Source organism: Actinomycetospora soli (assembly GCF_021026295.1).
Classification (GTDB): domain Bacteria; phylum Actinomycetota; class Actinomycetes; order Mycobacteriales; family Pseudonocardiaceae; genus Actinomycetospora; species Actinomycetospora soli.
On record NZ_JAJNDA010000019.1, the window covers coordinates 66,270 to 77,767 of the forward strand.

At 74.2% G+C, this 11,498-nt stretch carries 11 protein-coding genes; 7 read left to right on the forward strand and 4 right to left on the reverse strand.

Going from position 1 to position 11,498, the window contains the following annotated elements:
- Positions 1 to 37 precede the first annotated feature (37 nt).
- Positions 38 to 1,840: an amino acid adenylation domain-containing protein gene (locus LN037_RS25155; protein WP_230758620.1), complete on the forward strand. Its 1,803-nt coding sequence runs from the start codon at positions 38 to 40 to the stop codon at positions 1,838 to 1,840.
- On the opposite strand, the gene LN037_RS25160 is transcribed toward LN037_RS25155, so the two are convergent.
- Complete coding sequence (locus tag LN037_RS25160; RefSeq protein WP_230758621.1) at positions 1,837 to 2,814, reverse strand: NAD(P)-dependent oxidoreductase; 978 nt, start codon at positions 2,812 to 2,814, stop codon at positions 1,837 to 1,839. The two genes, LN037_RS25155 and LN037_RS25160, sit on opposite strands and share 4 nt — an antisense overlap.
- Positions 2,815 to 2,823: 9 nt before the next feature.
- Between LN037_RS25160 and LN037_RS25165 the strand changes: the two genes are divergently transcribed.
- Together LN037_RS25165 and LN037_RS25170 are read left to right on the forward strand one after the other, a co-directional pair.
- The gene (locus tag LN037_RS25165; RefSeq protein WP_230758622.1) at positions 2,824 to 3,738 is read left to right on the forward strand and encodes an esterase-like activity of phytase family protein; all 915 of its coding nucleotides are present in this window, start codon (positions 2,824 to 2,826) and stop codon (positions 3,736 to 3,738) included.
- 96 nt (positions 3,739 to 3,834) lie between these two features.
- A complete protein-coding gene (locus tag LN037_RS25170) occupies positions 3,835 to 5,157 on the forward strand; it encodes a ferredoxin reductase family protein (protein ID WP_230758623.1) in 1,323 nt (440 codons plus the stop codon).
- 14 nt (positions 5,158 to 5,171) lie between these two features.
- On the opposite strand, the gene LN037_RS25175 is transcribed toward LN037_RS25170, so the two are convergent.
- Positions 5,172 to 7,124, reverse strand: coding sequence for a DUF222 domain-containing protein (locus LN037_RS25175; RefSeq protein ID WP_230758624.1), 1,953 nt, complete (start codon positions 7,122 to 7,124; stop codon positions 5,172 to 5,174).
- A 90-nt stretch (positions 7,125 to 7,214) separates the two neighbouring features.
- On the opposite strand from LN037_RS25175, the gene LN037_RS25180 reads away from it, so the two are divergent.
- From LN037_RS25180 to LN037_RS25190, 3 genes are read left to right on the forward strand one after another with little or no spacing between them, the layout of a single operon-like run.
- On the forward strand, positions 7,215 to 7,658 hold the full coding sequence (locus LN037_RS25180; protein WP_230758625.1) for a MarR family winged helix-turn-helix transcriptional regulator: 444 nt from the start codon (positions 7,215 to 7,217) through the stop codon (positions 7,656 to 7,658).
- Between the two features lie 21 nt (positions 7,659 to 7,679).
- On the forward strand, positions 7,680 to 8,189 hold the full coding sequence (locus LN037_RS25185) for a hypothetical protein (protein WP_230758626.1): 510 nt from the start codon (positions 7,680 to 7,682) through the stop codon (positions 8,187 to 8,189).
- 24 nt (positions 8,190 to 8,213) lie between these two features.
- Positions 8,214 to 8,825, forward strand: a complete 612-nt coding sequence (locus LN037_RS25190) for a rhomboid-like protein (RefSeq protein WP_230758629.1) — start codon at positions 8,214 to 8,216, stop codon at positions 8,823 to 8,825.
- On the opposite strand, the gene LN037_RS25195 is transcribed toward LN037_RS25190, so the two are convergent.
- A complete protein-coding gene (locus LN037_RS25195; RefSeq protein ID WP_230758631.1) occupies positions 8,800 to 9,228 on the reverse strand; it encodes a PaaI family thioesterase in 429 nt (142 codons plus the stop codon). The two genes, LN037_RS25190 and LN037_RS25195, sit on opposite strands and share 26 nt — an antisense overlap.
- An 89-nt stretch (positions 9,229 to 9,317) precedes the next feature.
- On the opposite strand from LN037_RS25195, the gene ppk2 reads away from it, so the two are divergent.
- On the forward strand, positions 9,318 to 10,271 hold the full coding sequence (ppk2, locus tag LN037_RS25200) for a polyphosphate kinase 2 (protein ID WP_230758633.1): 954 nt from the start codon (positions 9,318 to 9,320) through the stop codon (positions 10,269 to 10,271).
- A gap of 26 nt (positions 10,272 to 10,297) precedes the next feature.
- Here the strand turns inward: ppk2 and LN037_RS25205 are convergent, their stop codons facing one another.
- A complete protein-coding gene (locus LN037_RS25205) occupies positions 10,298 to 11,461 on the reverse strand; it encodes a CHAD domain-containing protein (protein ID WP_230758634.1) in 1,164 nt (387 codons plus the stop codon).
- Positions 11,462 to 11,498: the final 37 nt, after the last annotated feature.

The following is an 11,498-nucleotide window of genomic DNA, read 5'->3' on the forward strand; positions in this document are numbered from 1 at the left end:
ACCGCACCGGCACGGACGCCGCGATCGGGCCGGGCCGGTGAAGGGCGGGCTGCTCCCCCTGCTCGTGGTCGTCGCCGTGCCGGCGTTCGCGGTCGGGACCCTGCTCGGCGCCGGGCCCGCGGCGGTGGTCGGCGCCTTCGTCGCCCTGTTCGGCCTGATCACGTCCCTGGGCGGCCCACTGTGGCCGGACCTGCGCCGGCTCGCGGTCCTCGCACCCGTCCTGTTCGGCGCGGCCGTCGGGCCCCGCCTCCTCGCCGACGTGTCGCGCCCGGCCGCCTTCGCGCTGATCGTCGTCATCGTGACGGCGGGTGCGCTGCTGCCGCTGCGCGGTGCCCGGTACACGACGACGGCGCTCGGGCTGGGCATGGTCACGCTGTTCGCCTACGGCATCCCGCTGCTCTCCCCCGCGAGCTCGTGGCAGTTCGTCCTCGCGGCCGCCGCCGGGATCGTCGTGGCCCTCGTCCTGCGGCTCGCGTTCGGGATCGCCGACCCCTCGAAGCCGACCCGGGCCGCCGTCGCGGACCTGCTCGACGGTGACGGCGATCTCCCCGGCGCGGTCGGCCTCTGGTACGCCGACGGGCGACGCCGCTGGCTCGGGACGGTGCTGCAGGAGGCCGGTCGTCTCCGGCTCGCCCGCCGGTCCGCGGAGGCCCTGGCCCGTCGCGCCGACGACGACGGTCCGGCCCTCGACGAACTCCGGGACCGTGCCCACGCGGTGGCCGACCGGGTCCGCGCGAAGCGGGCCGCGCCGCCCGCGACGACCCCGTCCCCGGTCGGCGTGCTCGACCGGACGTCGGGAGAGGCCGCCCTCGACGCCGCCCTCGACGCCGCCCTCGACGCCGCCCACGCGGCGCTCGACGCGATCGACCGTGCCGCCGGCGAGCGGGACGGTCGGGCGGTGCCGATCGCCGCCGAGGCGCGCCGCGACCTGCGCTCGGTCCCGCTGACCGGCTGGCTGCGCACCGCGCAGGTGCGGCACGCCCTGCGCACCGGCCTCGGCGTGCTCGCGGCACTGCTGCTGTCGATGCAGCTCCTACCCGGCGACCCGCTGCTGCCGACGCTGCTCATGACGACCTTCGGCGTCCTGCAGGCGAGCTGGCGCGACACGCTCGCGAAGGCGTGGCCGCGGGTGGTCGGGCTCGCGGCGGGGTCGGCGGTCGTCCTGGTCGTGATCCTCGTCGTCCCGACCGCCGCCTACGCGCCGATCGCGGGCGTCGCGCTGGTCGTGGGCCTGTCGACGATCACGACCCGGCCGGCGCTGGGCAGCGCGGCCATGGTGTGCACGAGCGTCGCGATGAACTCGTCGCTGCGCCACCTCGACCCGGTCGGCACGCTCGTCGAGTACGCGCTGCTGACGGCCGGGGCGCTGCTCATCGCCGTCGTGGTCGGATTCGCGGCGGTGCCCGGGGTGCGCCCGCCCGCGCTGCGCGCCCGGGTGGACGACGCCGTGGCCACCACGACGGCGGCCGTCCGGGCGCTCGGCCGCCCGCGGGGCGAGGTCGTCGCCGCCCAGCGGGCCGCGGTCCGCGCCACCGCCGACCTCACCCCCGACCACGACCGCCTCACCGACGACCGCCGCGCCGACCTCGACCGCTTCCGCGAGGGCCTGGTCGACCTCCGGGTCCTCGCGACGGCGACCGTGCTCGGCGCTGCGGCCGAGCACCCGGACGGCGAGCACCCCGACACCGCGCACCCCGACACCGCGCACCCCGACACCGCGCACCCCGCCGTCGACCGGGCGCTCGCGGTGCTCGGCGGGTGCGCCGAGGCGGGTCCCGACGACGGGGTGCTGGTGGCGCTGGCGGGCGAGGTCAGGGACCTCCGGGAACGCCTGGACTAGTCCCGGTGGGCGCGGTAGGCGTGCACCACGGCGGCGGCGTCCTCGTCGCCGTGGCCCGCGCGGTCGGCCGTGGAGAGGCGGTCGGCCAGCATCGCGAGCAGGCCGGTGAAGGTCCCGGCCGAGTGCGCCGCGTCGAGGATGAGGTGGGTGTCCTTGAGGACCCCGTCGACCGCGAACGACGGCGTGAAGTCCCCGTCGATCATGCCCGTGCCCTTGAGCTGGGCGTACGGGCTGTCGAGCGCCTGCCCGTCGATGGTGTCGAGGAAGAGCTGCGGGTCGAGGCCGAGGTCCCCGGCCAGCGCGATCGACTGCGCGACCCCACCGACCACGGTCGAGAGCCAGGCGTTCACGACGAGCTTGAGCCGGCTCCCGGTGCCCACGTCACCCGCGTGAAGGGTCCGCTGCCCGATCGCGTCCAGCGCCGGCTGCACCCGCTCGACGAGGTCCTTCCCGCCGGACGCGAGGACCACGAGGTTGCCCTGCTCGGCGGGATCCCTGGTCCCGACGACGGGTGCGTCGAGGAAGGCGACGCCCGCGTCGGAGGCCTGCTCCGCCAGCCTGTCGATGCCGTCGACGCCGACCGTCGACGTCTGGACCCAGACCGTCTGCTCGCCGAAGCGCGGCAGGGCGTCCGCCATCGTCGCGGCCACCGCGTCCGCGTCGAAGAGCATCGTGAGCACCGCGTCGGCGCCGTCGACGGCCTCGGCCGCCGTGTCGACCACGGTGGCGCCGTCGTCGGCGAGCGGGTCCGCCTTCTCCCGGGTCCGGTTCCACGCCCGCACGGTGTGTCCCTCCCGGAGCAGGCTGCGCGCCATGCCGGAGCCCATCAGGCCCGTGCCGAGTACCGCCACCGTCATGCTCATGGCGGTCGGGTCGCCGGTGCGCGCGGGCGTCACACGTGACGTGACGTGGGGCGGCCCCCGGACGTTGGTGACGTCCGCCGTGTTCACCGACGCGCCACCCGCGTCGGGCACGCTCCCGGCGTGCGCCTCCTCCTGCTCGCCGCCGCCCTCCTCCTCGCGGGGTGCGGCGCGCCGCAGCCGACTCCACCCGCCGTCGGGAACGGGCCCGGGCCCTGCTCGCCGAGCACGAGCATCGAGTCGTTCTCCGATGCGCTCGAAGGACAGGTCGCCAACCTGTCCGCGCTGGCGGCCCGTCCGGACGGCACGGTCTACGCGCTCTCGGACCGCTCGGTGCTGTACACCCTCGACGCGTCCGCCACCCGCCCGCTCGCGTCGGTCCCGCTCGCCGACCCGGCCCGGAAGCCCCTCGACTCCGAGTCCCTGGTCGTCGACCGCGACGGGTCCCTGCTGATCGGGGAAGAGACCGGCCCGCAGGTGCTGCGGTACTCCCCCGACGGGCGTCCGCTCGGGTCGCTGCCGATCCCCGCCGACATCGTCGGACGCACGCAGGACAACGCGACGTTCGAGGGGCTCGCCCGGCAACCCGACGGCACGCTCGTCGCGTCGCTCGAGAAGCCGCTGACCGGCGAGACCGACACCCGCCTGCTCACCTGGCGCGGCAGCGTGCCGGGGCCGGAGATCCCGATGCCGCTGCCGGCAGGCCTCGGGGTGTCCGAGCTCGTCGCGGTGGGCGACGGCCGACTGCTCGCCCTGGAACGCGGCTTCGAGAGGACGACCGGCAACACCGTCCGGCTGGTCCTGGTCGATCCGCGGACGAGCCCGGCCTCGGTCACGGTGCTCGCCGACCTCGGTGCCTGCCCGTCGCTCGGCGCCACCGCGAAGCAGCCGCAGCGCAACCCGTTGCTCGACAACATCGAGGGCATGACGATCACCGGCCGCGACCCCGACGGGGCCCTCGAACTGCTCCTCGTCAGCGACGACAACGACAACCCGGAGCAGGTGACCCGCACCTACCGCCTGCGGACGACTCTCTGAGCCGCGCTCGCCTCTCGTCGCGCACACCGCGCCGCTGATCGTCGGCGCTCTCAGGTTCGGGAGTCGTCACAGCGCGCCTCCCTACCGTCGCGCCCCGTGCATCTCGCGACGCGACGGACGATCTGGACGGCGGTGGCGGCCCTCCTGCTCCTGGGGCCGGTGGCGCTGACCGTCTGGCGGACCGGCTCGGGCCGACCGCTGTCGGTGCTGCTGACCACGGTCGGCGTGGTGGCGCTGCTGGCGATGGCGCTGACGATGGTCGCTCCCGCCCGGCTCCGGACCCTGACCCGGACCTTCGGCATCGACCGCATCATCGGCGCGCACCGGTGGCTCGGGATCGTCGCGATCGGCGCGGTGCTGGTGCACCTGACGGTCGCGGTGGTGCGCTCGCCGCACCTGCTCAACCCCTTCGACGCGTCGTTGTCGATCCAGTGGGGGTGGCTGGGGACGGCCGCGATGCTGACGGTCGGCCTGGTCGCGGCGTGGGGTCGGCGGTCGGGGCGACGCTACGAGGTGTGGGCGCGGGTGCACGTGCTGCTCGCCGGCGCTGCGATCGTGCTGGCGGGGCTGCATGTCGTGTGGCTCGGCGACCTGCTCTCCGACCCGGTGCTGCGCGTCGTCCTCTCCGCGCTGACGTTGGCTTTTCTCGCCGTGCTGTTCCTGCGCTGGGTGTGGCGGCCGCTGTTCTCCCGCCACGGTGCCTACGTCGTGTACGGCGTGCGCCCGGAGGGGCCGTCGACCGCGACGCTGGTACTCGCCCCGGTGCACCTGCAGCGCGGCATGCGCTTCCACGCCGGCCAGTTCGTGTGGCTGCGGCTGCGCCGCTCGGTGCTCGGCAGCGAGGAGCACCCGTTCACGATCGCCTCGTCCGCGCAGGTCACCGGCCGTCTCGAGCTGACGGTCCGCGGCAGCGGGGACTTCTCGACGACGCTGGCCTCCCTCCCGCCCGGCTCGCGCGTCTGGCTGGACGGCCCGCACGGCTCGTTCTCCGCCGCCCCCGAGGCGCCGGGGCTGGTGCTGATCGCGGGCGGTGTCGGGATCACGCCGATGATGTCGATGCTGCGCACGCTCGCCGACTCGGACGACCCGCGTCCGCTGCACCTGGTCGTCGCGCAGCGTCCCGACGAGCCGCTCTTCGAACCCGAGCTCGCCTCCCTCGCCCGCCGGCTGGACCTGCGCGTCACGCGGACCTCCGGCCGACGGGTCGACGCGGCCATGCTCGACGAGGTGGTCCCCGGCCGCGGCCGTCGCCACCTGGACTGGTTCGTCTGCGGTTCGCCGTCGCTGCTCGCGGGATCGCTGGCGGCGATCGAACAGCTCGGGGTGCCGACGGAGCGCGTGCACACCGAGCAGTTCGGCTGGTCGGGCGCGATCCCGGTCCAGGGCACCCGCCGGGCGGGACGGGTGACCTCCCGCTGATCCTCGTCCCGGGCTCACGCGGCCGTGTCCATGGTCTGCCAGGGCCGGTTGTGTCGGGGTTGTCGGGTGGGGTCGAGCCATGTGGGGGGTCGGAACCAGGGCATGTGGTCGACCATGTGGACGTCCCAGCCGCTGTGGTGGACGAGGTCGTGGTGATACCGGCAGAGGCAGACGAGGTTGTCGGGTTCGGTGTGTCCGCCGTGGGCCCAGTGGATGATGTGGTGGATTTCGGAGTGGCGGGCGCGTCGGCGGCAGCCGGGGAAGGCGCAGTGTCGGTCGCGGCGGGTGATGGCGCGGGCGGTGGCGGTGGGGATCGAGCGGGTCTTGCGGCCGACGTCGAGGACTTCGCCTTGGGAGCCGAGCAGCATGGGGATGATGTCGGCGTCGCAGGCCAACCGCCGGGCGGTGTCGGGCCGGATCTTGGTGGAGTCACCGAGCAGCGCGAGTGCGGTGCTGGTGTCGGCGAGTTGTTGGCGCAGCGTCTCGTAGTCCAGCGTCACGGTCAGGGTGACGCGTTCCCGGCCGGGTAGCGCCATGGTGTCGACGTCCAGTGGGGTCCACGGCCGCTGTGGTGGCGGCTCGCCCGGATCGGCCTCAGCCTCGGACCGGGAGTCGGACTCGGGTTCGGGGGTGGCGTCGGAACCGCTGCCGGTGGCACCAGTTTCGGTGTTCTCCTCGGGCGCGGGCTCGTCGTTGGCGGGCTCGGGCTCGGGTGCCGCGTCAGAACCGGTGCCGGCCGCATCGGGTCCGTGGTCCTGACTGGGCGCGCCGGGACCGGACATCGAGGGCTCGTCGGTGGCGGGCTCCGGTGCGCGGTTCGCGTCGGAACCGCTGCCGGTGGCATCGGTTCCCGCGTCGTTCCCGGGTGCAGCCTCCTCGGTGCCGGTGCCGGTGCCGGTGCCGGTACCGGTGCCGGGGCCGGGGTGGGGGTCGGGTTCGTTGAGGCCGGCGTGGTGGCTGGCCGAGATCAGGTCCAACAACCCCGAGGCCTGCCGGGCCGGTAGGGAGCGGTCGGCCTCGTCGCGGGGGTCGTGTCCGCGGTTCCCGTCCTGCGAGGTCGGGGCTTCCCCGGTGTCGGGATCAGCGACCACCGAGGACGCCGGAGCAGGCGTGGCGGCGCGGATCGCGTCGTCGAACAACGCTGCCGCGGTCCGTTCGCGGAGTACGAGTTTGGCGTGCAGGTCCCCGTCGCGGCGCTTGGTGTAGCGCAACTCGTTGCCCGACGCGTCGTCGTCCTTCGGGGCCGCCCCGTCGGGGTCGAGCCGGTCCGCGATCACTCTGGCTGCCGAGAACAACGCCTTCGGCGAATGCGTCGTCGCCAACGCGGCGAGCTGCTCCTCCGCTGTCGCCAGCACCGCCGGCTCCAAGCCGGGGACCGTGCCGAGGCGCTGCATGGTCTTGCGGATGATCTCGACGTGGTGCTCGTCGACCAGCCCGTCCTCGACCACCGCCGCCGTCGCCGGCAGATCCGCCGGTGTCCTCGCCCCGGTGGGGGTGACGGTCTCGCGCAGTGCATCGGCTTGCCGCTCGAGCAGGCGGACCGTGGTGGGGTCGAGGCGCAGGTGGTCCTCGAGCAGCCGCGACATCCGCCGGTAGCCGGTCTCGTCGAGGACATCGCTGTCACGGATGGCGTTGATCGCCCGGTACAACCGGGCCCCCGCCAACCGTCGGGCCCGGACCGCGGCCGCGCCCTCAGCCAGCAGTGTCAGCGACTCCGCCGACACACCCTCCTCGGAGGACGCCTCGGCGTCCGAGACTCCCGGCACCGCCCACCCCGACTCCACCGACTCGACCGGCTCCGCCGCGAGTGGCGGCTCCTCCTCGTCGTGGAAGGAGTACGCCGAGATCGGCGCGAGGGCGTCCTCGACCGCCCACGCCGCGAGCTCCTCCTCCGAGAGCGGCACGAACGGCGGGTCGTCAGGCAGCGGCAGCCCCGTGTCGGGGTCCCACCCTGCCTCGATCGCCATACCACCATCATCGAACACCAGTTCGAGACGATCCAGAGACCGTTCGGAGCAACTTCGTCCACCCGCGAAGGGCGAGGCTAGGGTCCGGACGTGCCCGAGCTCTGGAGCGACGAGCGGGTCGCCGCACTGCCGAGCTGGTCGGTGATCCGGACCCACCTCCTGCTCGCGCCCCGGCTCGCCCGGACACTCGCGGCCGTCGGTCTCAGTCCGACCCAGTTCGGCGTCCTCGTGCAGCTCGACAACACCCCGGGCGCCACCTCGTCCGACCTGGCCCGCGCGTGCCTCATGACCCCGCAGAGCATGAGCGAGCTGCTCCCGGGGCTCGAAGCGGCCGGCTACGTCGAGCGCACCCCGGCGGGACGCGGCCGTCCCGCACCCGTGCACCTCACGGCAGGGGGGCACGACGCCCTCGCCCGCGCGACCCCGCTCGTCGAGGACGCGGACCGGCCCGAGGCGCTCGGGCTCGACGCCGACGAGCTGGCCACGCTCACGACGCTCCTGAACCGGGTGGCAGATCAGGTTTCAGGTTCCTGAAACTCGGGGCACTCCCCCGGCGTGGCGTCCCGCGTCGGCAAGCGCACCCGACAGGTCCTGGTCTTCCTGCACGTGATCGTCTCGCTCGGTTGGATGGGTGCGGGGGCGGCGAACGTCGTCCTGACCTCGACGGCGGCGGTGACCGACGACGTCGAACTCCGCCGGGCCTGCTACCTGCTCGTCTCGACGATCGACCTCTGGCTCGTCATCCCCGGCGCCTTCCTCGCCCTGGCGACCGGCGTCGTGCTGTCGCTCGTGACGCCGTGGGGCCTGGTGACCTACTGGTGGGTCCTGGTCAAGCTGGTGCTCACGGTGGCGGTGATCGTCTACAGCACGCTCCTCATCGGGGTCTGGGTCGAGGAGAGCATCGCGCTCGGCACCGCCCCGAGCCCCGTGGCCGACCCGCTGGTCGTCGGTCCGCTCGTCAGTCTCGCGGCCTTCCTGCTCATGACGTGGGCCTCGGTCGCCAAGCCGTGGGGCCGCACCCCGTGGCGCCGCCGGGCCGCGGCCCGGGTCCTCGCGTCGGCCTGACGGCGGGCGCGGGAAGCTCCCGTCGTGAGCTACGTCCGGCGCGGCCCGTGGACCTGCGGGTTCCTCGTGGTGCTGCTCGCGGCCCACGGCTGGTTCGCGCTCTCGCCGTCCGCCGACGCGGTGATCGGGTGGCTCTCGACGAACCTCGACAACCTCGCGCGGCACCCGGTGGGCTCCCTGCTGGGCAGCGCGTTCGTCACCACCGGATCGCTCGTCGACCCGGGGACGGTCCTCACGCTGTGGCTCGGGATCGGCGTGGCGCTGTGGTGGGTCGAGGCGCACCGGGGGGCGCGGCGGGCCGCGACCGTGTTCCTCGCCGGTCACGTGGGCGCGACCCTGCTGACGGCGGCCGTCCTGCTCCTCGCCCTCGGTGTCGGCCGGTACCCCGAGGACACGCGCTCCGCGGTCGACGTCGGCATCTCCTACGGCGCCCAGGCCGCACTCGCGGCCGTCGTGGTCGCCCTGCCGCGGTGGGCGTGGGCGCCGTGGGTGCTCTTCGTCCTCGGCTGGCCGGTCGTCGACGCGGAGTGGTTCGGCGCGCTGCCCGACTTCACCACCGTCGGGCACCTCATCGCCGCCGCGATCGGCTTCGTCCTCGCCGCGACCCTGCTCAGAACTCCACGACCGACTTCGTGATCTGGCCCTGCGCGACGACGACGCCGTCGGTCCCGCGCTCCGCGGTCACCCCGACGAACGCCAGGGACCGCGTGCGCCGGGCGAGCTCGGCCCGGACGCGCACCCGCTGACCGACGGTCGCGGGCCGCAGGTACTGCGTCGAGATCTGGTGGGTCACGGCGTGCTCGGCGGTGGTCAGCGTGGGCAGCACCGCGAGATAGCCGGCGAGCTCGAGCGCCGCGGCCAGGGCCGAGGCGTGCAGCGTCGCGGCCGGTGTCACCGCGATCCCGGCCACCTCGAACTCCACTCCGCGCAGCGGCTCGGAGGGGTCCACGAACTCCAGGCCGAGCGCGTCGGGCAGGGCGACCGCCAGGGCGGCCTCGGCGCGGGCGAGCAGGGCGTCACCGTCGAGCAGCTGGGGCATGCCCGCCAGCCTCGCCCGACCCGTCGTCGGGAACGTGACCGCGGGACGACCCCCGGACGACGTTCACCTGTCGGCCACCTCGTCCGGTCATGATCGCCACCGTGACAGCGGACCGGGACGACCTCGCCGACCTCGCCGGCGTGCCGATCGAGCAGCTCTCCGTCGACACCGACGGGGCCGAGGACGACGATCCGGCCCTGCTCGGACCCGACGGACGGGTCGTCGACACGTGGCGCGAGGGCTATCCGTACGACCAGCGCCTCGACCGCAAGGAGTACGAGGAGCAGAAGCGCCTCCTGCAGATCGAGCTGCTGAAGCTGCAGGCGTGGGTCAAGGACACCGGGCAGAAGATCGTCGTGCTCTTCGAGGGCCGCGACGCCGCCGGCAAGGGCGGCACCATCAAGCGGTTCACCGAGCACCTCAACCCGCGCGGCACCCGCGTCGTGGCGCTGGAGAAGCCGACCGACCGCGAGCGCACGCAGTGGTACTTCCAGCGCTACGTGGTGCACCTGCCCTCGGCCGGCGAGATCGTGCTGTTCGACCGGTCCTGGTACAACCGCGCCGGCGTCGAGCGGGTGATGGGCTACGCGGAGCCGCGCCAGTACATGGAGTTCATGCGCGAGACCCCCGACCTCGAGCGGATGCTCGTGCGCAGCGGCATCCACCTGGTGAAGTTCTGGTTCTCGGTGTCGCGGTCCGAGCAGCGCACCCGGTTCCTCATCCGCCAGGTCGACCCGGTGCGCCGCTGGAAGCTCTCCCCCAACGACCTCGCCTCGATCCACCGCTGGGACGACTACACGGCGGCCAAGGAGGCGATGTTCTTCTACACCGACACCGCCGACGCGCCGTGGACGGTGGTGAAGTCGAACGACAAGAAGCGGGCCCGCCTCGAGGCGATCCGGCACGTCCTGCACCGCTTCGACTACCCGGAGAAGGACCCGGAGGTCGCCCATCCGGCCGACCCCGCCGTCGTCGGGCCGGCCTCGGAGCTCTTCGAGCACGGCGAGGAGGCCGCGGCCCGGCAGGCGCCGCCGCTGCGCTGAGCGACGGCGCCCGAGCCGGGGCCGGTTTACAGCTTGTGCAGCTTCGGCTTGGTGTAGGCGGTGACCGCCTCCGCCAGCGCCTCGTCGGCCCGGGCCCGGCGGGTGCGGGCCCCGACGTGCAGCACGCCGTAGGTGAAGCTCGGCTCGCCGGCCCGGTGCGCCAGGTCGGCGAGGTCGACCAGCCAGTGCGCCGCCGACTCGCTGCGGCGGCGCTCGACCAGGGCGCCCGCCAACGCCTCCGCGGCACGCGCCAGCTTCCGCGCGTCCTTGCCGAGCACCGGCTGCGTCACCCGCGCGGTCGTCGCGACCGTCCGCGCCGCCGAGATCACCGGGCTGAGCTGCGGGTCGCCCGCGCGGTCCGAGCCGCGGGCCTCGGTCACCGCCGCGTCCGCGGCCTGCCGGGCGGCCTCGTCCGCCGTGGTCAGGGCGCGGGCGAGGACCTTCGCCGCCTGCTTCGGCTTCGTGCCGGCGATCGGCGCGGTGAGCACGAGTCGGTCGGCGTGCTCGACGAGACTCGTCCACTCCGGCCGGGTCAGCATCGTCGCGACCGCGTCCCGGCGTTCGCTGGTCCGCGCCGACACCACGAGCCGCAGCCGCTGCTCCACCGGCCCCAGCCGCAACGACGGGTCCAGCCCGCCCAGCAGGTCCTCGAGGACGTCCACCGTGTCCTCCAGCCCGTGCGCCTCGTCCACGATCGCCCGCGCCCAGGCCAGCTCGGCGCGCAGCGCCGTGACGTCCGGACCCTCGATCAGCGGGGCGAACCCGGCCACCACCGCGTCCAGGTCGGCCAGCACCTCGGCGAGCCCCTCGACGTCGACCCCCGCGGCCACGACGGAGTCGTCCTCGTCGTCGTCCTCGTCGTCGTCCTCGTCGTCATCGTCCGTGTCGTCCGTGTCGGGCACCTCGTCCGGTGCGGCCGGCACCGTCACCGACGTGCCGGAGTCGGGCTCCCCGGACTCTCCGGACTCCCCGGACTCTCCGGCCTCCTCAGGCACGTCCGAGCCGTCCGACCCGCCCGCCGACTCGTCGGAGACCGACGGCACCGGCGCCTCGGTCTCGAACTCCACCGCCGCGTGCAGGGCGGCGACGCGCTCGCGTAGTGCCGCGAGGACGAGGGTGGACGCGGTCACCGAGGCGGCCGACGTCTTCGCCGCGGACTTCGACTTGCTCTTGGACTTGGTCTTGGCCACGGGGGACGTCTTACCCGGTCGACCGGGTACCGGCACA